Source organism: Erythrobacter litoralis (genome assembly GCF_001719165.1).
GTDB classification, from domain to species: Bacteria; Pseudomonadota; Alphaproteobacteria; order Sphingomonadales; family Sphingomonadaceae; genus Erythrobacter; species Erythrobacter litoralis.
Genome location: NZ_CP017057.1, coordinates 1,743,592 through 1,764,579 on the forward strand (window position 1 = coordinate 1,743,592; position 20,988 = coordinate 1,764,579).

General features: G+C 65.5%; 25 protein-coding genes. 8 read left to right on the forward strand and 17 right to left on the reverse strand.

All coding sequences use genetic code 11. The features are described 5' to 3' along the window. Positions 1-25: 25 nt before the first annotated feature. Positions 26-208: a hypothetical protein gene (locus Ga0102493_RS08305; RefSeq protein WP_034901317.1), complete on the reverse strand. Its 183-nt coding sequence runs from the start codon at positions 206-208 to the stop codon at positions 26-28. 163 nt (positions 209-371) lie between these two features. Between Ga0102493_RS08305 and rpsD the strand changes: the two genes are divergently transcribed. Further along, positions 372-986, forward strand: a complete 615-nt coding sequence (gene rpsD, locus Ga0102493_RS08310; protein WP_034901315.1) for a 30S ribosomal protein S4 — start codon at positions 372-374, stop codon at positions 984-986. Positions 987-1,100: 114 nt separating this feature from the next. Beyond that, positions 1,101-1,739 carry an NAD(P)H-dependent oxidoreductase gene (locus tag Ga0102493_RS08315; protein ID WP_034901313.1) on the forward strand — a complete coding sequence of 213 codons (639 nt, stop codon included), beginning with the start codon at positions 1,101-1,103 and terminating at the stop codon, positions 1,737-1,739. Here Ga0102493_RS08315 and Ga0102493_RS08320 read toward each other — a convergent pair. From Ga0102493_RS08320 to Ga0102493_RS08380, 13 genes are all read right to left on the reverse strand, one after another. Then, positions 1,729-2,043, reverse strand: a complete 315-nt coding sequence (locus tag Ga0102493_RS08320) for a chorismate mutase (RefSeq protein ID WP_034901310.1) — start codon at positions 2,041-2,043, stop codon at positions 1,729-1,731. The two genes, Ga0102493_RS08315 and Ga0102493_RS08320, sit on opposite strands and share 11 nt — an antisense overlap. Positions 2,044-2,107: 64 nt before the next feature. After that, positions 2,108-4,141, reverse strand: a complete 2,034-nt coding sequence (locus Ga0102493_RS08325) for an alpha/beta hydrolase family protein (protein WP_034901308.1) — start codon at positions 4,139-4,141, stop codon at positions 2,108-2,110. Between the two features lie 59 nt (positions 4,142-4,200). Continuing rightward, the gene (gene tgt, locus Ga0102493_RS08330; protein WP_034901306.1) at positions 4,201-5,331 is read right to left on the reverse strand and encodes a tRNA guanosine(34) transglycosylase Tgt; all 1,131 of its coding nucleotides are present in this window, start codon (positions 5,329-5,331) and stop codon (positions 4,201-4,203) included. A 104-nt stretch (positions 5,332-5,435) separates the two neighbouring features. Continuing rightward, positions 5,436-5,993 carry a hypothetical protein gene (locus Ga0102493_RS08335; protein ID WP_150132444.1) on the reverse strand — a complete coding sequence of 186 codons (558 nt, stop codon included), beginning with the start codon at positions 5,991-5,993 and terminating at the stop codon, positions 5,436-5,438. 130 nt (positions 5,994-6,123) lie between these two features. Continuing rightward, positions 6,124-6,897 (reverse strand): ABC transporter permease, encoded by a 774-nt coding sequence (locus Ga0102493_RS08340; protein ID WP_034901301.1) that lies wholly within the window; start codon positions 6,895-6,897, stop codon positions 6,124-6,126. After that, positions 6,894-7,850 (reverse strand): ABC transporter ATP-binding protein, encoded by a 957-nt coding sequence (locus Ga0102493_RS08345; RefSeq protein WP_034901299.1) that lies wholly within the window; start codon positions 7,848-7,850, stop codon positions 6,894-6,896. Before Ga0102493_RS08345 ends, Ga0102493_RS08340 begins: the two co-directional genes overlap by 4 nt. Positions 7,851-7,904: 54 nt before the next feature. Then, a complete protein-coding gene (gene queA, locus Ga0102493_RS08350) occupies positions 7,905-8,954 on the reverse strand; it encodes a tRNA preQ1(34) S-adenosylmethionine ribosyltransferase-isomerase QueA (protein ID WP_034901297.1) in 1,050 nt (349 codons plus the stop codon). Positions 8,955-9,023: 69 nt separating this feature from the next. Next, on the reverse strand, positions 9,024-9,656 hold the full coding sequence (locus Ga0102493_RS08355) for a peptidylprolyl isomerase (protein ID WP_174544555.1): 633 nt from the start codon (positions 9,654-9,656) through the stop codon (positions 9,024-9,026). A gap of 235 nt (positions 9,657-9,891) precedes the next feature. Next, entirely contained in the window at positions 9,892-10,404 is a 513-nt protein-coding gene (gene coaD / locus Ga0102493_RS08360) for a pantetheine-phosphate adenylyltransferase (RefSeq protein ID WP_034901292.1), read from the reverse strand. Next, positions 10,401-10,805 carry a hypothetical protein gene (locus Ga0102493_RS08365; RefSeq protein WP_034901290.1) on the reverse strand — a complete coding sequence of 135 codons (405 nt, stop codon included), beginning with the start codon at positions 10,803-10,805 and terminating at the stop codon, positions 10,401-10,403. Before Ga0102493_RS08365 ends, coaD begins: the two co-directional genes overlap by 4 nt. A 31-nt stretch (positions 10,806-10,836) precedes the next feature. Further along, positions 10,837-11,235, reverse strand: coding sequence for a hypothetical protein (locus Ga0102493_RS08370; protein WP_034901288.1), 399 nt, complete (start codon positions 11,233-11,235; stop codon positions 10,837-10,839). Next, positions 11,232-12,146: a polyprenyl synthetase family protein gene (locus tag Ga0102493_RS08375; protein WP_034901286.1), complete on the reverse strand. Its 915-nt coding sequence runs from the start codon at positions 12,144-12,146 to the stop codon at positions 11,232-11,234. The genes Ga0102493_RS08370 and Ga0102493_RS08375 overlap by 4 nt, the downstream gene beginning before the upstream one ends. Position 12,147: 1 nt before the next feature. Further along, positions 12,148-12,417, reverse strand: coding sequence for an exodeoxyribonuclease VII small subunit (locus tag Ga0102493_RS08380; RefSeq protein ID WP_051697614.1), 270 nt, complete (start codon positions 12,415-12,417; stop codon positions 12,148-12,150). Between the two features lie 85 nt (positions 12,418-12,502). Between Ga0102493_RS08380 and Ga0102493_RS08385 the strand changes: the two genes are divergently transcribed. The 4 genes from Ga0102493_RS08385 to Ga0102493_RS08400 are packed head-to-tail and all read left to right on the forward strand — an operon-like array spanning position 12,503 to position 16,300. Further along, positions 12,503-12,913, forward strand: coding sequence for a DUF2177 family protein (locus Ga0102493_RS08385; protein WP_034901283.1), 411 nt, complete (start codon positions 12,503-12,505; stop codon positions 12,911-12,913). Positions 12,914-12,933: 20 nt separating this feature from the next. Then, the gene (locus tag Ga0102493_RS08390; RefSeq protein WP_034901281.1) at positions 12,934-13,608 is read left to right on the forward strand and encodes a metal-dependent hydrolase; all 675 of its coding nucleotides are present in this window, start codon (positions 12,934-12,936) and stop codon (positions 13,606-13,608) included. Positions 13,609-13,637: 29 nt separating this feature from the next. Continuing rightward, positions 13,638-15,893, forward strand: coding sequence for a phosphoribosylformylglycinamidine synthase subunit PurL (gene purL, locus Ga0102493_RS08395; protein ID WP_034901279.1), 2,256 nt, complete (start codon positions 13,638-13,640; stop codon positions 15,891-15,893). Continuing rightward, positions 15,893-16,300 carry a DUF3052 family protein gene (locus Ga0102493_RS08400; RefSeq protein WP_034901277.1) on the forward strand — a complete coding sequence of 136 codons (408 nt, stop codon included), beginning with the start codon at positions 15,893-15,895 and terminating at the stop codon, positions 16,298-16,300. The genes purL and Ga0102493_RS08400 overlap by 1 nt, the downstream gene beginning before the upstream one ends. On the opposite strand, the gene Ga0102493_RS08405 is transcribed toward Ga0102493_RS08400, so the two are convergent. Further along, positions 16,297-17,088: a Coq4 family protein gene (locus Ga0102493_RS08405; protein ID WP_034901871.1), complete on the reverse strand. Its 792-nt coding sequence runs from the start codon at positions 17,086-17,088 to the stop codon at positions 16,297-16,299. The two genes, Ga0102493_RS08400 and Ga0102493_RS08405, sit on opposite strands and share 4 nt — an antisense overlap. Positions 17,089-17,177: 89 nt before the next feature. On the opposite strand from Ga0102493_RS08405, the gene Ga0102493_RS08410 reads away from it, so the two are divergent. Further along, positions 17,178-17,864, forward strand: a complete 687-nt coding sequence (locus Ga0102493_RS08410) for a nitroreductase family protein (protein ID WP_034901274.1) — start codon at positions 17,178-17,180, stop codon at positions 17,862-17,864. On the opposite strand, the gene Ga0102493_RS08415 is transcribed toward Ga0102493_RS08410, so the two are convergent. Together Ga0102493_RS08415 and serB are read right to left on the reverse strand one after the other, a co-directional pair. Continuing rightward, positions 17,861-18,694, reverse strand: coding sequence for a Coq4 family protein (locus Ga0102493_RS08415; RefSeq protein WP_034901272.1), 834 nt, complete (start codon positions 18,692-18,694; stop codon positions 17,861-17,863). The two genes, Ga0102493_RS08410 and Ga0102493_RS08415, sit on opposite strands and share 4 nt — an antisense overlap. A gap of 121 nt (positions 18,695-18,815) precedes the next feature. Next, a complete protein-coding gene (serB, locus tag Ga0102493_RS08420; protein WP_236922188.1) occupies positions 18,816-19,763 on the reverse strand; it encodes a phosphoserine phosphatase SerB in 948 nt (315 codons plus the stop codon). Here serB and miaA point away from each other — a divergent pair. Further along, on the forward strand, positions 19,756-20,742 hold the full coding sequence (miaA, locus tag Ga0102493_RS08430; RefSeq protein ID WP_034901269.1) for a tRNA (adenosine(37)-N6)-dimethylallyltransferase MiaA: 987 nt from the start codon (positions 19,756-19,758) through the stop codon (positions 20,740-20,742). The genes serB and miaA overlap by 8 nt on opposite strands. The last annotated feature ends 246 nt before the right edge of the window (positions 20,743-20,988 follow it).

Genomic DNA, 20,988 nt, shown 5'->3' on the forward strand with positions numbered 1-20,988 from the left:
GGCGTCCGCCGTCAGGGATCGCCAATCAGCCGTGCAGGATGATGATGATGATGGCGAACGCGTCCCTTGCCTTGACCGCTGGCGCGATCCGAACGTCTGCCTGACGGCGGATCAGTGGAAGGACGCGATGGCCGAGGCGGAAAAGCCGCGGGTCGGCCTCACGATTTCCCCATCGAACTTCATCCAGCGCCGGGATCTTGCGCTCCATGCCGACTTGACCGGGGGCACAATCCTGCTAAATGCGCGCCTTCGCAAATGGGCCCCGCACCCCGGTGAAGCGGTGGCCGCGTCGAGGATAAGGCCTCGACGGTGCGATGCCGGGTTGAATGTCCACCGCTGGGGTGGATCAGCATATTTGAAGGACACGACTTATGTCGAAGCGCAAGAGCGCCAAGTACAAACTCGACCGCCGGATGGGCGAAAACATCTGGGGTCGCCCGAATTCCCCCGTCAACAAGCGTTCCTACGGCCCCGGCCAGCACGGCCAGCGCCGCAAGGGCAAGATGAGCGATTTCGGCCTGCAGCTGCGCGCCAAGCAGAAGCTCAAGGGCTATTACGGCGACGTCACCGAAAAGCAGTTCCACGGCACCTACAAGGCTGCCGCCCGGATGAAGGGCGACACCGGCCAGAACCTGATCGGCCTGCTTGAACGCCGGCTCGACATGATCGTCTATCGCGCCAAGTTCGCGCCGACCGTCTTTGCCGCGCGCCAGATCGTCAATCACGGCCACATCTACGTCAACGGCGTGAAGTGCAACATCCCCTCGCGCCGCGTGGACGTGGGCGATGTCATCAGCCTCGGTTCCAAGGCCAAGGAAATGGCGCTCGTCATCGAGGCGCAGAGCCTGCCCGAGCGTGACATTCCCGACTATGTCGCGCCCGACGGCACCGACAAGGTGACCTTCACGCGCGTGCCCAAGCTCGACGAGGTGCCCTATCCGGTCACCATGGAACCGAACCTCGTGGTCGAGTTCTATTCGCGCTGATTTTCCGCGCGCTGCGAAAGAAACGGGGCGGTCCTTTGCGGGCCGCCCTTTTCTTTTGCGCTTTCCATCCGCGGCACTGTTTGCGATCACTCCGCCCGAAAAGGGGGATCATCCATGAACGTGCTGATCATCGACGGCCATCCTGACGAGGGCCGCCTCACCACCCATCTGCTCGACACCTACGAACGCGCCCTGCCCCCCGGGGCAACGGTGACGCGCGTCGCGGTTCGCGACCTCGCCTTCACGCCGGTGCTGCGGCACGGATACCGCGTGCGCACGCAATGGGAACCGGACATAGCCCGCCTCGCCGAGGCGTTGGATGCGTGCGATCATCTCGTCGTCGGCTTCCCGATGTGGTGGGGGAGCGAGCCTGCGGAACTGAAGGGCCTCGTCGACCGCCTGTTCCTCCCCGGATTCACCTTCGCCTATCACGACGACGATCCGTGGTGGGACAAGTTGATGGCGGGCCGCTCCGCGGACGTGATCGCGACGATGGACACCCCGCCTTTCGTGCTGCGCTGGTATTACGGCAACCCGTTGGTGCGCCGCTGGAAGGGGCAGGTGCTCGGTTTCTGCGGCTTTGCCCCGGTGCGGATGCTGGCGCTCGGCCCCTGCGACGAAAAGCAGGCCGCAAAACGCCTCTCTGGGTGGGAGAAACGGATCGCAAAGCTCGCAGGCTCGATCCGTCAGAAGAAGCCGCAGGAGAAGGAGGCGCGCCTGCCCGATTTCCTCAGGGAAAAGGTCAGTCCCTGATCCGGTCCCATTCGGTGAATTCGTAGCGAATCGAGCCCTCGACGAGCCGCTCCCACAGATCCGCGATCACGTCGGCGGGAAGCCCGCGCGTCTCGGCATCCTTGACCGCGGCGGCGATGACATAAGCCTTGCGATCCTCGTCGCGCACGGCGCCGCGTTCCTGCTTGATCCGCGCGGCGGCACGCATGTATCCGAAACGGCGGTCGAGCAGGTCCATCAATTCGCGGTCGGTCGCATCTACGCCGACGCGCACCTCGATCATGGTTTCGCATTCCTCGGGCGGCTTGGCTGGCACGTCTGTCATGGCGAGGCCTTGGCGCGAAGCGGAGCGTTTGTCGAGAGGCTTGGAAAAGCCTTGCGCGCCGACGTCACCCGGCGAACGCGCCGGAGAGGAAGCGGTCGATCTCGGTCAGCATCTCGGCCCGCGCCCTGCTGTCGTCGATGCTGTGCTCAAGATCCTCGAACTCGGTATAGGAGACGGGCTTGCCCAAGTCCCTGAGCGCGTCCGCCATGGCCCGCGAATGGCGCACCGAGACATTGCCGTCGAGCGTGCCGTGGAACAGCGCGACCGGCGCCTTGAAGCGGTCGGCGTGGCGCTGCGGGCTCCCGGCGGCGATGTGCGGGCCGTTGCCGAGCTGATCGTCGCGCGCGCGAAAGCCGGTGTAGCGCCGCGCCTCGTCGCGCAGGAACTCGAGATCGGTGACCGGAGCGATCGCCACGACCGCCCTGAAGAGATCGGGATCGACCACCTGCGATTGCAACGCTGCATAGCCGCCATAGGACCAGCCCACGATCGCGAGCCGTTCAGGATCGGCGATGCCCTGTTCGACCAACCAGCGCCCGGCGTCGTTGACGTCTCCGATCGCCACGTCCCACGCCTGGTAGCCGTTGCGGCCGAACCATGCCTCGCCATAACCGGCAGAGCCGCGATAATTGGGCTGGAGCACCCCATAGCCGCGCGCGGTGAAGAACTGCACCAGCCAGTCGAACCCCCAGTAATCGCGCGCCGCCGGGCCGCCGTGGGGTAGGACGATGGCGGGCAGGCCCTTGCCATCCGAACCCGCCGGCAGGGTGAGGTAGCCCGGGATTTCGGTCCCGTCGGCGGCGGGGAAAGTCACGGGCTGCATCCGCCCCATCTGCACGCCGACGAGGAATTCGCGCAGCGCGAGAAGCTCCTCGAGCTGGCGGCTGGCCTTGTCGTAGAGGTAGATCGTTCCCGGGTCGGTGTCGGAGGACGCGATGACGAGCAGGCGGCTTTCATCCGCGCTTGCCCCGGCGATGTCGATCAGCGGCTGGTTCGGCAGCGCCTTGGCGAGCGCGGCGGCGAATTCGGCGAGTTCCTCGTCGAAATATTCGACGTCGCGCTTTTCGGTCGCATAGCTCACGCCGACAACGCGGCGCTGGCGGCCGATGCGGATGAGCCCGTCGACATCGACATCGTCGCGCGCGGCAAGGATTTTCGCTTGCGGGGCGCCGGAAAGCGGGATCTCGATCAGCGCGCGATAGCCGTTGATTGAGACATAGGCGAACAGCACGTCGCGCTCCCCGTCGACAGCGACCGGCGAAAAGCCGGGAACCGCCGCCCCGCCAAGCGTCACGCCCTCGAGCGTCTCCCAGCTCGACTCGCCCTTGCGGCGGACCATGTGGACCCGCTCGCCCGTGTCATATCCGCGCCCGTCGAACAGGCCGCGCGTCTTGAACCGGACCGCGCCGTTCTCGTCCGCGAGGTAGGACACTGCGCCGTCGTCGGGCTGTTCCTCGACCTTGCGCTTGCCGCTTTCGACGTCGATCCGGTCGACGCCAAGCCCTTCCTTGTCGTTGGCGAGGCGGGTGTTGATTTCCACCTCCTTGATCCATTCGCGGGTCATCAGGATCTGGCCCGGCTCACCCGCCACGTCGAGCGCGACGATGTTGCCGCCATCCTGATTGAAGCCGATTGCGCTCCAGTCCTGTCGCTCGGTCAGTTGGTCGATTTCGGACCCGTCTTCGTCGATCGCGAACATCCGAGTGAAGGGCAGCAGCAGACCGTCGCCGGTCTTGGCCATGCCGTGGACCTGGCAAACGATGCGAACCTCGGTCGCCCATTCGCAGCGCGCAAGGTCGGCGATGATCTCGGAATTGCCAGCGATGGTCTGGATGCCGGCATCGCTGTCGAGGTCGTAGACGCGCAGCACCTCGGTGTGGTTCGGCCCCGTTGCGATCCACGCGAGCTTGCGGCCCGAGGGCGAAAGGCTGATGTCGAGCACCGAGGCCCGGATGCCGAAGCGTTCGGCGGTCTTGTCGAGGTCGTCCTTCGCGCCCGCAGGGGCTGTCGGCGCGCCTTGCGCGGATGTGGGAACGGCGAGCGCGCAAAGCGCCGCGCCGGCGAGAAGGCCGGAGAGGCCTTTGACCAGAGATTTCATGTGTTTGCCCCCGTTTGCGACTTGGAGGCAGCTTATCCGGCGAAGCGGACAAGTAAAGCCTAGGCCTTGCAGTAATCCCGCCGGAAATCGCTCGCGAAAGCGGCGAAACGGGCCTCTTCAATCGCCGCGCGCATGGCCTGCATCAGCTGCTGGTAGAAGGCGAGATTGTGCTCGGTGACCAGCATCGCCCCCAGGATTTCGCCCGATTTGTGGAGGTGGTGGAGATAGGCGCGGCTGTAGTTCGCGCAGGTCGGACAGGTGCAGCGCTCGTCCAGCGGACCTGTATCCTCGGCATGGCGGGCATTGCGCAGGTTCAGCGGCCCGTCCCAGGTGAACGCCTGGCCGTTGCGGCCGGATCGGGTGGGCAGCACGCAGTCGAACATGTCGATCCCGCGCTCGACCGCGCCGACCAGGTCATCGGGCTTGCCCACGCCCATCAGGTAGCGCGGACGATCGTGCGGCAACTGGCCTGGCGCATAGTCGAGCACGCCGAACATCGCCTCCTGCCCCTCGCCCACGGCAAGCCCGCCGACTGCATATCCGTCAAAACCGATATCCGTCAGCTTTTGCGCTGAAACGCGCCGCAGGTCTTCATCGAGCGCGCCCTGCTGGATTCCGAACAGGGCGGCGCGCGCGGCATGGTCTTCGCCCGAATCGAAGCCTTCGCGACTGCGCTTCGCCCAGCGCATCGACAGCTCCATGCTTTCGGCGATTTCGTCGCGGGGACGATCCGCGCGCGGGCATTCGTCGAAGGCCATGACGATGTCCGAGCCGAGCAGGCGCTGGATCTCCATCGAGCGTTCGGGGGTGAGCATGTGCTTCGACCCGTCGAGATGGCTGCGGAATTCGACCCCTTCCTCGCTCAGCTTCCTGAGGTCCGAAAGGCTCATCACCTGGTACCCGCCGCTGTCGGTCAGGATCGGGCGCTCCCAGTTCATGAAATGATGAAGACCGCCAAGCCGCGCGACCCGCTCCGCGCCGGGGCGCAGCATCAGGTGATAGGTGTTGCCAAGGATGATGTCGGCACCGGTCGAGCGCACGGTCTCGGGCTTCATCGCCTTTACCGTCGCCGCCGTGCCGACCGGCATGAAGGCGGGCGTGCGGATCTCGCCGCGCTGCATGGCGATCGTGCCGGTGCGTGCCTTTCCGTCGGTCGCATGGAGGGTAAACTTGAAACGGGGAGCGGTCATGCAAGCGCCGCTAGCCGCGCGCGGGCGCGCTGTCACCTGCCGCGCGCGAAAAGGGGCGCCCGCCACACGGCGAGCGCCCCCGGTTTTGCCTCGCAAGCGACAGCTCAGAAGCGGAAGCCGACCCCCGCAGTCGCGCGGACGGTGTCGAAGGCGATCGTGTCGACATTGCCGCGCAGGCTCACCCCGCCAAGCGGCAGGTCGATGCCGACGCCGACAAGGTAGTCGCCGAAAGTCGAATCGAGCCCGGCCGGGACTGCATCGTCCGGCACGTCGAGGATGTTCGCATAGTCGATATCGACCCACTGGTAGCCGCCGCGAACATAGAACTTGGTCCCGTTCTCGGTGCGGATGCCAAGCCGCGCGGAGGCGCCGTAATCGGCATCGAGCGCGTCGGTGCCGAAATTGGCATTGCCTTCGACGCCGGCGAAGAGCGCGTCGGAGAGCGGGAAGTCGACCGAGACAAAGCCGCCGAAGATCGGGCTGGCGTCATCGACCTCGATCCCGGTGATGTCGAACACTTCGTCCGAAATGCCGAGATCGTGGTAGCCGGCCTGCGCGCCGACGGTGACTTCGGGCTTGTTGCCCTGGTCCTGCGCGAAGGCGAGCGAAGGGGTCGCGAGCATGGCGACAGCCAGGCCCGCGCGAATGGCGGTACTTTTCATTATTGTTCCCTCTGCATAGGCAACCCCTTGAGCGGGGTCGCGGAATCGCAGCTATGACAGGCGAGCTTGCACGCAAGTGAACGCCCGATTCAGATTTGTCGAAAGGCAGATCCGGACCGACGAACGGCGATCATTCGCGCAGGCGCCACCCGGTGCGGAAGATCACCGCGATCACCGCGACGCACGCCGCCAGAAATGCGAGCGTAAGGCCAAGCGAAACCCCGATCGCGACATCGGACGTGCCGTAGAACGTCCAGCGCAGCCCGCTGACGAGAAAGGCGATCGGATTGATCAGTGCGAGCGAATCCCACGGCGCGGGCAGGTCGTCGATGGAATAGAAAGTCCCGCCCAGAAAGGTCAGCGGGGTGAGGATGAGCAGCGGGATGATCCCCAGCTTCTCGAAACTGTCCGCCCAGATGCCGAGGATGAACCCGAACAGCGAAAAGCTCGCGATGACGAGCACGATGAAGCCCACCGCCCAGAACGGATGGGCGATGGTGTAATCGACGAAGAAGGTCGCCGTCAGCAGGATGATGCCTGCAAGGATCAGGCCCTTCGTCGCCGCCGCCCCGACGAACCCGATCAGCGTTTCGGCAACGCCCACGGGCGCGGAAAGCAATTCGTAGATCGTGCCGGTAAAGCGCGGCATGTAGATGCCGAATGACGAATTGCTCGTCGTCTCGCCCAGCAGGGTCAGCATCAGCAGGCCCGGAATGATGAAGGCGCCATAGGCCACCCCGTCGACCGGCTCCATCCGCCCGCCGATGACCGTGCCGAACACGATGAAATAGAGCGAGGTGGTCAGCACCGGCGACAGGATCGACTGGAAGGCAGTGCGAAAGGCACGCATCAGTTCGCGGCGATAGATCGACCACGCCCCGCGCGCATTGAATCCGAAAGTCATGCGCCGTTCCCCTGTTCGCCGACAAGCGAGACGAAGATGTCCTCGAGCGAGCTGTCGTGGATGTCGATGCCGACATAGTCGATGCCAAGCGCAACCAGCGCCTTTGTCAGCTCGGCGATCTCCGCCCGGCCGCGGCCCTTGCCGTCGCCGCCGCGATAGACGAGTTCGCTGGCTGCCCCGTTTGCGCCTGCACGCAATTCGAGCGGGAAGCGCCCCAGCCCCTCGGGCAGCGAATCGAGCGGCGTTGCGAGCGCGATCACGGCTTCGGTCGTGCCGAGCCGCTCCATGATCGCCGCCTTGTCCTCGACCATCAGGATGCGCCCGCCGCTGATGATGCCGACGCGGTCGGCCATTTCCTCGGCCTCCTCGATGTAATGCGTCGTCAGGATGATCGTCACGCCCTGTTCGCGCAGCGCCGCGATCTGTTCCCACATCCCCTTGCGCAATTCGACATCGACGCCCGCGGTCGGTTCATCGAGGAACAGCAATTCGGGTTCGTGGGCGAGAGCCTTGGCGATCAGCACCCGGCGCTTCATCCCGCCCGAAAGCGCGCGGATCTGGACCGCGCGTTTTTCATGGAGGCTGAGCGATCTGAGGATCTCGTCGATCCGCGCCTTGTCGGGCGAGCGGCCGAACAGCCCGCGCGAATAGGCGACTGCATGCTGGACCTGTTCGAACATGTCGGTCGACAATTCCTGCGGGACGAGCCCGATCCGTCGCCGCGCCGCGCGCCAGTCGGAAACCATGTCGTGCCCGAAGGCGGTGATCGTGCCCGAGGTAGGCCGGACCAGCCCGCAAACCGCGCCGATCAGGGTCGTCTTGCCCGCCCCGTTCGGTCCCAGCAGGGCGAAGATTTCGCCGCGTTTGATCTCAAGGTCGACATTGTCGAGGGCGCGCACGCCGCCGCTGTAGACCTTGGACAGATTCTCGATTTTCAGGATGGTGTCGCTCACGCGCCCGGTGTGGCAGGGCCGCGCCGGATTGCAAGGGTGTGCGGGGGGCGGTGTTCACCCTCCGGGCAGAAGCAGAGAGGAATCGCCGTAGGAATAGAAGCGGTATCGGTTCGCGATCGCGTGGGCATAGGCAGCCATCATCCGCTCGCGCGTCATCAGCGCGCTCACCAGCATCATCAGCGTCGATTTGGGCAGGTGGAAATTGGTCATGAGGCCATCGACCGCGTTGAAGGCGTAGCCCGGCGTTATGAAGATGTCGGTGTCGCCTTCGAACGGGGCGATGGTGCGGTCGGGCTGCGCGGCGCTTTCGAGCAGGCGCAGCGAGGTCGTGCCGACCGCGACGATCCGATTGCCTGCCGCACGCACGGCGTTGAGCCGGTCGGCCACTTCGGTTCGGATGATCCCGAATTCGGCGTGCATCCGGTGATCCTCGGTGTCCTCTGCCTTGACCGGCAGGAAGGTCCCCGCCCCGACATGCAGGGTGAGCGTTTCGCGAAGGATCCCCCGCTCATCGAGCGCATCGACCAGCCTTTGAGTAAAATGAAGCGAAGCGGTGGGCGCTGCGACCGCGCCGTCCTTCGCCGCGAACATGGTCTGGTAATCCTCGCGGTCCGCTTCGTCGATTGCACGCTTGCTGGCGATGTAGGGGGGCAGCGGCATGGTGCCGGCCCGGTCCAGCAGCACTTCGACCGGCTCCTCGCCCTCGAATAACAGCGTCATCGAGCCGTCGCCGTGCCGCTCCTCGGCGATGGCGGTGACGCCGCCGCCGAAAACCAGCGCGTCGCCTTCCTTCACCCGCTTCGCATTGCGCAGGAAAGCCTGCCAGCGGCGAAGGTCGATCCGCTTGTGGAGCGTCGCGCCGACTTTCGCCTCGCCGTCCCTGCGGCGCCCTTCGAGCTGGGCGGGAATGACGCGGGTGTCGTTGAAGACGAGCACGTCGCCCGGGTTCAGCAGGTCCGGCAGATCGCGCACGCCCCTGTCCTCGATCGGGGCGGAAGGGTCCGTCCCTCGCACAAGCAGCATCCGCGCCGCATCGCGCGGGCGCACCGGGCGCAGCGCGATCAGTTCGGGCGGCAATTCGAAATCGAAGAGGTCGACACGCATGGCGCGTGCGCTTAATCCCATTCCCGCCCGGCGCAAGGCCGAAACGCGCAGCCTTATCGCTGCACCCGCCTATTGCTGGACGGGCGAGCTTAGCATGTCGGCGGTGATCTCCTGCTCCATCCGGCTTGGCGCGGCGGAGGTCGGCGGCGGCACGTTGTCGGAGGCGAGCGAGGCCTGGAGGATGCGGGTCGGGTTCTGCGGCGGCTCGCCCCGCTGGATCGCGTCCACCGCTTCGATGTTGTCGATCACCCGGCCGAAATTGGTGTAGCGCTTGTCGAGGCTGAAGCGCGGGTAGAACACGATGAAGAACTGGCTGTTCGCGCTGTTTTCCTCGTTCGCGCGGGCCATCGATACGGTTCCGCGCACATGCGGCATGGAATTGAACTCGGCTTCGAGGTCGGGCAGTTCGGACCCGCCCTGCCCGGTGCCGGTCGGATCGCCGCTCTGCGCCATGAAGCCGTCGATGACGCGGTGGAAGATCACCCCGTCATAGAAACCCTGCCGGGTAAGCGTCTTGATCCGTTCCACATGGTCCGGCGCCCAGTCGGGCATCAGGCGGATCGAGACCCTTTCGCCATTGGAAAGGTCGAGCACCCAGATGTTCTCGCGGTCCTCGGACATGTCATAACTGAGAGGTTCGTAGAGGCGCGGGCCGGTGGGCGCGACTTCCTCGCGTTCCTCGGCTTCCTGGTCCTGGTTCATGTCCTGCGCGCGCGCGGGGGACGGGGCCAGCAGCGCGGCAAAGGCGGCCGCCAGCAGCAACGCGGCGAAAGCCGACCGGGACGCGAGAGGGCGCAGGGCCGCGGGGCCTTGCAGGGTCTTTGTCATGGGCACGGGTCTTAAAGGTTCCTCGTTTGGCGGCGTTCCTTAACGGCGCACACCTGACACTTCAATGAATGATGAAGCCGCGTCCCCCGTCCGGCCTCGCGCCGGTCGGTCAGTAATCGCCCTTGAGCCCGATCAGCTTGACCCTTTCGAACACTTCGGCCTCGACCTCGGCGCTGACGAAACGGGAGATGTCGCCGCCGTAGAGCGCGATTTCCTTGACCAGTTTCGACGCGATCGGCTGGAGCGAGACGTCGGCCATGAGGAAGACCGTCTCGATCTCCTCGTCGAGTTGCTGGTTCATGCCCGCCATCTGGTATTCGTATTCGAAATCGGCGACCGCGCGCAGGCCGCGGATGATGACGTTTGCGCCCTGTTTCTGCGCGAATTTCACCAGCAGCGCGTTGAAGCCGACGACCTCGACGTTGGTGAGGCCCATTGCGTTCACCTCGCGTTCGACCATGGCGAAACGTTCGTCGGTCTCGAACATCGGGTTCTTCGAGGGGTTGGTGGTGACCCCGATGATCAGCCGATCGACCAGTTTCGAACCGCGCCGGATGATATCGGCATGACCCCGCGTGATGGGATCGAAGGTGCCGGGATAGATTCCGATGCGGCTGGTCATCGTCCGGCCCTTTCCCATTCGAACGCGCCGCGCGCGGCGCCCGGTTCGGTGTAGATCGTCAACGCTTCGGGCGCGCCCGCGTTCTCGAGCACGTAGGTCCCGCCCTGCCCTTCGGCGAAACCGCGCGCGAGGGCGGCTGCGCGCATCGCCTCGACGCAATCCATCGGCGCGCTGTAGGCGAGCATCTGGCGAAAGCCCTGCGCATCGGTGCGCTTGTACGACCCGACGACGCGGACCTCCTCGCAAGTGCCGACCCCGAACGTGTTGAGCACGAGGATGATCTGTTCGTCGAGAACGTCGGGTTGCGCGTCGCCCGGCTCCCCCGTTGGGATGAGGACGAACAGCACGACAGCGATCACCACGGCGAGCGTGACATATATGGCGAAAAGCGGCGCCTTCATGGCCAGGCCTCCGGAAATTGAATGAAACGTGTCATCGGAAAGTCGAATATTTCCAATGAAGATTGCCGGGCCTGCCGTTTGCGGCGCGCCCGAATCTCACCTCGTCGGACCACAACTCGCCTGCTTCCAGGAAGTAGGTTTCGGCATCCATCTCAACGAAACCAAAGGCACCGAGCTCGGCTTCGAGGGCAGCAAGGCAGGCGTCGTCCGCGACGTAGGACCACGTCATGCCGCTGCCGTACGCCTTGCCATTTTCGTCCCTCAATCTTTCGCCAGCTCCGCGCAGGGGCTTGGCGTTCGAACAGGAAGGAACGTCGAACCGCGCCACCAGTCGTTCCGACGCGCGCTGAATGGGGTCGTTTGGATCGGGGCCGAAGCAGGAACCGGGAAGAAGCGACAGGCCGAGCAGCGAGAGAGCGATCGCCTTCATCGGTCTCTCTCCACGATGAAGCGGGCGAGCGCGCGCAGCGTATCGGCCTCGCTGCCGTGGCTGGCAAGATGCGCGATCGCCTGGTCGACCAGCGCGCGGGCCTGTTCGCGGGCCTTGTCGACGCCCATCAGGGTAACGAACGTCTGCTTGCCCTGCACTTCGTCCTTCCTCAGCGCCTTGCCCGCCTTCGCCTCGTCGCCGATCACGTCGAGCAGGTCGTCGGCGATCTGGAAGGCAAGGCCGATGTCGCGCGAATAGGCGCGCAGATGCGCTCGTGTCTCGATGGGTACGCGGCCCAGGATCGCGCCCATCTCGACGCTCGCGCCCAATAACGCGCCGGTCTTCAATTGCTGCAGCCGGGTCACCGCGCGCAGGTCGTAATCGACCCCTTCCTCGTCGGCGACCATGTCCATCATCTGACCGCCCGCCATGCCGTTCATGCCCGAAGCGTGGCCGAGAGTTGCGATCAGCTCGCTCCGCACGAAGGGATCGGTGCTGGTGTCGGCATCGGCGAGGATATCGAAGGCGAGCGCGTGGAGCGCGTCACCTGCCAGGACCGCGGTTGCCTCGTCATAGACCTTGTGCACGGTCGCCTTGCCGTGGCGCAGTTCGTCGTCGTCCATGCAGGGCAGGTCGTCATGGATCAGCGAATAGACATGGATCGCCTCGACCGCGGTGCCGACCCGGATCGCCGCCTCGCGGCTGACCCCGTACATTTCCGCCGTGCTCACCACGAGCAGCGGACGCACCCGCTTGCCGCCGCCGATCGTCGCATAGCGCATCGCCTCGACGAGCCGGGCGCGCGTGTCGTCGGGCACCGGCAGCAGATCGTCGAAGCTCGCATCCACTTCGGCCTGCACGCGCTTGAGCCCGTCGGCGAGCAGGTCGCCATCCATTCCGACCACTGTCATGTCAGCGGCTTTCGTCAAGCGGCGCGGTGCCGGTGGGCTGCCCACCCGCATCGGTCACGATCTTCTCGATCCGCGCCTGCGCCGCGTCGAGCCGCTTCTGGCAGGCTGCACGCAGTTTCTCGCCGCGTTCGTAGAGCGCAATCGATTCGTCCAATGGCACGTCGCCGCTTTCGAGCTGGCGCACGACCTGTTCGAGCGCGGCCAGCGCCTGCTCGAAACTCATATTGCCGATTTCGGCCGCCCCGTCCGCGGCGCTGTTTCCCTCGTCCATGGGCCAAGCATTGACCGGGACCCGTCCGGCGGTCAAGGCTCCCGGTCGAACTGGAAGTGAACTGGGGCAACAGGGAAAGCAGACAATGGTGAAGTGGATCACGGCCTATGTCGCCGCGGCAATCGTGTTCGGCCTGCTCGATGCGATGTGGCTGCGCTGGGCGGCGGGCAATCTGTACCGTCCGGTCATCGGCGAAATCATGGCCGAGGATTTCAACATGGCCGCCGCCGGCGTGTTCTACGCCCTCTATCTCGCCGGGATGACATGGTTCGCGATTCGCCCGGGCATCGAAAGCGGATCGGTCGGATATGCGCTGCTCAACGGCGTGCTGCTGGGCGCGCTGTGCTATGCGACCTTCGATCTGACCTCGCAGGCCGTGTTCAAGGTGTGGGCGACCAGGATCAGCGTGCTCGACATCATGTGGGGCGCATTCGCCACCGGCACGACGAGCGCGATCGCGACATGGGTGACGCTGCGCTTTTTCGGCGCCGAATAGCTCGAACAGGGGTCGCAGCCATGTTCATCGGTCACTTCGCACCGGCCTTCGCCGCTGCCGCTCTTGGCGAGCGCAGCCCGAAGCTCGACACCCTGTTCATAGCCGCGCAGCTGGTGGACTGGGGTTTCTTCTCCCTCGCGCTGATCGGCGTGGAAAAGATGCGGGTGGAGCCGGGCGCGACCGCGATGGTCCCGTTCGATCTCTACCACATGCCCTATACGCACAGCCTTGCCGGATGCGCCGCCTGGGCGATCGGGTTCGCGCTGATCGTCACCTTGTGGCAGCGCAATGCGTCAGGCGGGCTGATTGCAGGCGCAGTGGTGATGTCGCACTGGGTGCTCGACTGGCTGACCCATGCGCCCGACCTCACGCTGGCGGGATCGCCGCCTGCCTATGGGCTCGGCCTGTGGGACTGGCCGCTCATCGCCATGCCGCTCGAAATCGGGATCACGCTCGCCGCCTTCTTCTTCTACCTCGGGCGCACGCGCGGTCCGGTCGGGCAGCCGCTCATCCTGCTGGCGGCGCTCCTTGCGCTTCAGGGTTTCAACTGGTTCGCCCCGCACCCGGCCGAGGCGGGCGCGTTCCTCTACCTGCAGGCGCTCGTCGCCTTCGGCGTGCTGACCGCGCTCGCCTGGTGGGTCGGGGAGAACCGCCAGCGCATCCGAAGAGGCGGCTTGGCGGCCCGCTCCGCGTGACCTAAAGGGCCCAGCCAAGGAGCCCCGACATGACTGCCATCACCCCCGAGACGATCGAACAGCACGGCCTTTCTCCCGAGGAATACGAGCGTGTCCTGCATGCCCTGGGGCGCGAGCCGAATCTCGTCGAGCTCGGCATCTTCTCGGTCATGTGGTCGGAGCATTGCAGCTACAAGAGCTCGCGCGTGCATCTGAAGAAACTGCCCACGCAGGCGCCGTGGGTGATCTGCGGGCCGGGCGAGAATGCGGGCGTGATCGATATCGGCGAAGGGCCGGAGGGGCAAAGGCTCGCGGCCATCTTCAAGATGGAGAGCCACAACCACCCATCCTACATCGAACCCTATCAGGGCGCGGCGACGGGCGTGGGCGGCATATTGCGCGATGTCTTCACCATGGGCGCGCGGCCGGTCGCGAACATGAACGCGCTGCGGTTCGGGCGCCCTGACCATCCGAAGATGAAGCATCTCGTTTCCGGCGTCGTCTCGGGCATCGGCGGCTACGGCAATTGCGTCGGCGTGCCGACCGTGGGCGGCGAGACCAATTTCCACCCCGCATATGACGGCAACATCCTCGTCAACGCGATGACCGTCGGGATCGCGGACGCGGACCGGATCTTCTATTCGGCAGCCACCGGCGTCGGCAATCCGATCGTCTATGTCGGCTCCAAGACCGGGCGTGACGGCATCCACGGCGCGACCATGGCGAGCGCGGATTTCGAGGAGGACGCCGATGCCAAGCGCCCGACGGTCCAGGTCGGCGATCCCTTCACCGAGAAGCTGCTGATCGAGGCCTGCCTCGAACTGATGGCGACCGATGCGATCGTCGCGATCCAGGACATGGGCGCAGCCGGCCTCACCTCCTCCAGCGTCGAAATGGCGACGAACGGCAAGGCCGGCATCCGGCTCGACATGAACAAGGTGCCGTGCCGCGAAGAGGGCATGACGCCCTATGAAATGATGCTGTCGGAAAGCCAGGAGCGGATGCTCATGGTGCTGAAGCCCGGCAAGGAGGACATGGCAGAGGCGATCTTCGCCAAGTGGGAGCTCGATTTCGCGGTCATCGGCGAGGTCACCGACACGCAGCACATGGTGCTCGAATGGAACGGCGAAGTCGTTTGCGACATTCCCCTGGGCCCCCTTGCCGCCGATGCGCCGGAATATGAACGGCCCTATCTCTCCCGCGACGAATACAGCGCGTGGGTCAACATCCCGCGCCTGTCCGAAGTGCCGGAATCAAAGGACCCGGGCGCGGACCTCCTGAAAATGCTCGCCTCCCCCAACCTTGCCTCGCGCCGCTGGATCGCGGAGCAATACGATTCGCAGGTGATGGGCGACACGCTCCAGACCGGGGGCGATGCGGCGGTGGTGCGCATTCACGGGACCAATCGCGCGCTCGCGATCAGCACCGACTGCACGCCGCGCTATGTCCATGCCGACCCCTGTGAAGGCGGAAAGCAGGCCATCGCCGAGGCATGGCGGAACCTGTGCGCGGTGGGCGCGCGGCCGCTGGCGGTGACGAACTGCCTCAATTTCGCGAACCCGCAGCGGCCCGAGATCATGAGCCAGTTCGTCCACGCTCTCGAAGGCATGGGCGATGCCTGCCGCGCTCTCGATTTCCCGATCGTGAGCGGCAATGTCAGCCTCTACAACGAAAGCAAGGCAACCGGCGGCGGCTCGGCGATCCTCCCCACGCCCGCGATCGGCGGGGTCGGCGTAATCGAGGACGCTGGCCGCATGACCACCCCCGCCTTCAAGGCGGCGGGCGATGCGATCTACCTCGTCGCGCCCGAATTCTGGGCGACGCCCGACCCGACCCGCTCGCATCTCGGCCAGTCGCTCTGGCTTGCCGTGATCGAAGGCCGCGAGGAAGGCCGCGCGCCGCCGGTCGATCTCGAGGCCGAACGCGGCGCGGGAGAAATCGTGCGCCGGTTGATCGACGAGCAATTGCTTAGCGCGGTGCACGACGTATCCGATGGCGGCCTCGCCGTGGCGCTTGCGGAAATGGCGCTGTCCGGGGGTCTCGGTGCCGAGCTTGCGCGCAATGTCGCCTATACACCCGCGCAGTGGTGGTTCGGCGAAGACCAGGCGCGCTATGTCGTCACCGTCTCGCCCGAGAACGCCGAGGCTTTCAACCGCATCGTCGCCGAGGGGCCGGAAAGCGCCGAGGCCGAACTGGTCGGCTTCACCCGGATCGGCACCGTCGGCGGCGACACCTTGCTGGGCCAGAGCCTCGCAAGCCTGCGCGAGGCGCATGAGAGCTTCTTCAGGGACTGGATGGAGAGCTGATGAGCGCCGGCCACTCCGGAACGCCGCTCGCAAGAAAGCTCAACCTGCGCGACGGGCAGCGTTGCTGGTTCGAGGGAATGCCGGACCATGTGCAGGACGAAATCGACGAATACGCGCTCGATCTGGTCTTCGTGGCCGATCCGGCGGAGGGGATCGACGCGGCCCATATCTTCGTGACGGACGGCGCGCACCTTTCGGCAAGGCTTTCGCGGCTCAAGGGGCAGATCGCAAGCGACGGACAGATCTGGGTCAGCTTTCCGAACGGGGAATCGGCCAGCGAAACCGCGCTCGACGAGGCTCAGGTTCAGCGCATCGGTGTTGAACTCGGGCTCGTCGACACGAAGAAATGCGCGCTCGACGACATCTGGTCGTCCGTCAAATTCGTGATCGCCAAGGCGGACCGCTAGGCCGCTTCCGCGCCGCCCAGCGTCAGTTCCTCGCGAAAATTGCCTTCGGCTTCGAGGATCCGGATGCATTCGCGATGGATCACCGGCTTTGCGATCCCGAGCCGCGCCCGCGCCGCGTCGATATCCTCTCGCATCAGCGCCGCGATGTCCTCATGCGCGATCTTCGCCGCCGCACGGCCATTGCGCTGCCCTTCGCGCACCGCCCGCATCAGCGGGGCTTTCGTGCCCGAAACCTTGGCGATCTGCCGCGCGCCGGCATAGGCGATGAAGAGCAGCCCCTTGTTGTGGTTCTGCGAATAGGAAAAGGCGAGCAGGCTCGTCTCGCCCAGCGCATCGCGGCCATAGCCGGTCAGGACGTGGAACAGGTCATGCGTGTCGCGCAGGCGATCGAAATACCATTGGGTAAGATCGCGCGGCAGCGTCTCTGGCGGCGCCCATTTGTGGCTTTCCGCGACCAACCCCGCAGCCGAGAGCCCCTCGCGCTTCATGAAGGCGATGTAACGCTGCGCAACGCTGTTTTCGGGCAGACCGGCCCAGCGTTCGTGATCATCCAGCATGGCGGGAATGTCCTGCCCTTCGGCAAGGAAACGCTGGCCTTCAGCCGACAGGATGAATTCGCGCGCCTGCCGGTGGGTGCGCCTGCCCTTGGTCGCCTCGATGATGTGGAACACCTGTTCGGTGTCCTCCTTGTCCTCGACCAGTCGGCCGAAATGGTGGAGCACCTTGAACGGGCGAATGCCCGAAACCCGGCGTTCGGGCGCGATCAGCGGGAGATCGGTCGGGGTCATCTGGGCCTCCATGCGAGAGCCATTATTTACATGGCTGTCAGTTAATAGTCCACTTCACAAATGCGCGGGCTGCCCGGATAGAGGGAGGCATGAAACCGCATGAAACCGTTCCCTATTCGCTGCCGCGCCTTTCAGACGAGGAAAGCATCACCCGCGCCCGGGCGATGCGCGACCGGCTCAAACAGCGCCGCACCTGCCGGTATTTCTCGGACGAACCGGTCCCGCGCGAAGTGATCGAGGCAGCGATCGAAGCAGCGGCGACGGCCCCTAATGGCGCGAACCACCAGCCCTGGCATTTCGCAGTCGTCGCCTCGCCCGCGAAAAAACGCGCGATCCGGCAGGCGGCGGAGGCCGAGGAGCGGCGGTTTTACGGCGAGGACGGCGACGACCCCAAGGCGAGCGAGCAATGGCTCGCCGCGCTCAGCGATCTTGGCACCGATGCGGACAAGCCCTTTCTCGAAACCGCGCCCTATCTCATCGTCGTCTTCGCGCAGAGAAAGGGCGGGATCGAGGAGGACGGGGTCACGCAGAACTATTACGTCAGCGAAAGCGTCGGGATTGCGTGCGGGATGCTGATCGCGACGCTCCACGAAGCGGGCCTTGCGACGCTTACGCACACGCCCTCGCCGATGGGTTTCCTGCGCGAGGCATGCGGGCGGCCCGAATGGGAAAAGCCGCTGATGATCGTGGTGGTCGGCCACCCCGGCGCGCATGCGAGCGTGCCCGCCCATGCGCTTCGCAAGAAGCCGCTGTCGCAGATTTCAAGCTGGCTCTAGGCCGCGACCGGCTCCTCGCTCGCCGGGCCGCTTGCAAGCAGGTCATAGGGATCGGTCCCCTCCTCGCGCCAGATGCGGTGACATTCGCGGTATTTCGTCGGCGCGGGGATGTTGAGCGCGCTGCGCACCCGGTCGAGCGGCTGCTTGAGCAGTTCGCGGATCGGCTGTTCGATCAGGCTCGGCGCCCCCTTGCCGGTGCGCTTCGCCTGGTTCACCGCGCCAAAGACGGGAGCTTTCGAGCCCCACGCCATCTTTTTGATGTTGGCCGCGCCCGCATAACCGATCAGCAGGTGGCCATGCGTGGGCGACTGACCGTGGGTGAACAGCAGCACGCACTGCTCGCCAAGAGCGTCGCGGCCATATCCGGTGAGGACATGGAAAAGATCATGCGTATCGCGTGAGCGTTCGGCGAACCATTGCACGAGATCGGGATATTTCGCGCGGCCGAGCTTTTCCGCCTCGGCAACCAGCCCCGCCGCCGACAGGCCTTCGTTCTCCATGAAATCGCAATAGGCATGGGCGAGACTGCCCTTGGGCGTCTGGCGCAGCGCGGCATGATCGTCGAGGATTTCGGGCAGGCTCGGCTCGGTCCGGCGCAGCAATTCCCCGCGCTCCGACAGGGCGAGCGCCCTCACCCGCGGCAGGAAATCCTTCGAGGGAAGCGATTCGTAGATCTTGAAGACAAGGCTCGTATCCTCCTTGTCCTTCATCAGGAGCTGGAAGTTCTTCACCGCGCGCGGGAGCGAATAACGCGGCTCAGGCCGGGCCGGATGGCACAGAACCGTGCCGTCGGCTGCGGTGAGAGAGGTGTAGTCGATTGCCTTGCTCATGGTCGGGCCCCTTGATCGCTAGGCGGCGCTTAACACCGCACTACTTACATTCGTGTAAATAGCAGGATCCGGTCCCGGATCAAAACCCTTTCGCCGCCCGCGCCTAACGGCCGGGCGCGTTTCAGGCCCTTTCGACCCAATCGGCGCGCGGGATGCCGAACAACGACAGCACCGCGGTAAGGTCCCCTCTGTCTATCCGCCCGTTCGCCGCCGCGCGCGCCTTGGGCTTGGCGCGATAGGCAAAACCGTAGCTCGCCGCTTCGATCATCGGGATATCGTTCGCCCCGTCGCCGGTCGCGAGGCTGTGCGCTTCGCTGCCGAGCTGTGCGAGTTCCTCATCCAGCACGCGCGCCTTGACGCCCGCATCGGTTACCGGCCCTTCGAGCTCGCCCGTCAGCACTCCGCCCTTCACCGCGAGCCGGTTGCCCACCACCCGGTCGAAACCCAGTCGCTCGCCGACGGGATCGGCGAAATGATGAAACCCGCCGGTCACCAGCACGCTGCGCGCGCCCTTCGCCGCGAGCGTCGCGACCAGCGTCGCCGCGCCCGGATTGGGGCGGATACGTTCGGAAAGACAGCGATCTATCGCGGATTCCTCCAACCCTTCGAGCAGGGCGACGCGTTCGCGCAGGGCAGCTTCGAAATCGAGTTCGCCCTGCATCGCGCGTTCGGTAATCGCGGCGATCTGGTCCTTGATCCCGGCATAGTCCGCCAGCTCGTCGATGCATTCCTGCCCGATCATGGTCGAATCCATGTCCGAGACGAACAGGTGCGGCACGATGATCTCGCCCCCCGTCGCCGGCGCCCCGACCAGCGCGTCGCACGGGCCGAAATGGGCGTCGATCACTTCCAGCACCGCCGCGGGGGCGGCATCGGCAAAGGAGAGCTGGAGCACTCCGTCGCAATGCTGCAGCATCACCGCGGCCGCGACCGGCATGTCGGCCTTCGCAAACGCTGCGAGCGCCGCGTCGAGCCGCGCCTCCAGCCCGGGCGCGGGGGCCGCTTCCTCGGTTCCCGCTTCTACGGTTCCCTGGGGCCCCGTCTCTGCTATCAGCCGGGCTATGAGCACCAGGCAATCTCCTGAAAAATCCTCCGAAGGCCGCGCGAATACGCGCCCGCTCGCGCTCATTGCAGGGCCGACCGCCAGCGGCAAGAGCGCTCTTGCGCTGCGGCTGGCGGATGCGTGGACGGACACGGGCAAGCGCGAGGCGCGGATCATAAACGCGGATTCGATGCAGCTTTACCGCGACATCCCGATCCTCTCCGCAGCGCCCGGCCCGCAGGAGCGCGAGCGCCATCCACACCTCCTTTACGACGAATGGGACGGGGCCGAAGCCTGCTCCGCCGCCGCGTGGGCGGACCGCGCGAAGGATGAGATCGACGCCGCGCACGAGGCCGGCGCGCTGCCGATCCTCGTCGGCGGGACGGGCATGTATATCAAGGTCCTGCTCGAAGGCATCGCCCCCATTCCCGAGATCGATCCCGAAATCCGCGCCGTGGTCCGCGCGCTGCCGGTGGATAGCGCCCATGCCGCGCTTATGATCGAGGACCCCGAACGCGCGATCCAGCTTGCCCCGACCGACAGCCAGCGCATCGCGCGCGCGCTGGAGGTCAAGCGTTCGACCGGCGTCACGCTCGCCGACTGGCAGCGCGCCAGGACCGGGGGGATCGCAGAGGAGGTGGACCTGCACGCCGCGGTGCTTCTGCCCGATCGCGAGGCGCTCTACCGCCGCTGCGACGAGCGTTTCGAGGCGATGCTGCGCAGAGGCGCCGTGGCCGAGGTCGAGACGTTGCTCGAACGCGATCTCGACCCTGCACTGCCCGTCATGCGCGCGATCGGCGTGCCCGAGATCGCCGCCTATCTTGCCGACGAAACGAGCCGCGCCGACATGATCGCGGCCGGCCAGCAGGCGACCCGCAATTACGCCAAGCGGCAATTCACCTGGCTGAGGCACCAGTCGGGCGCGGGCTGGCCGACAGTTCACGAAAGCGGCGAATCTCAAAATATCACTACGGATAATCTTTTCGCAGGATTATTACGCGATTAAGGGTTGACGCATTAGATTGTGGCGTCTAGCTCGCATTCCGCACGGCGTCGCCTGAAATGCGGCGCATGGTTTCGGTTCCGTCACGAAAGGCTGCAATGGCCGACCGTGGCGAAAGGAAAGGTGAAAGGCCCACGTCATGCTCGTCCTTCTTATCGTAGATGGTGCAGGCTGATCGAGGGATCCTTCCTTTTGGATATCCTGATCGGCCCGATGCGACCCACGCTTCGGGCCGGTTTCATTTCGGGA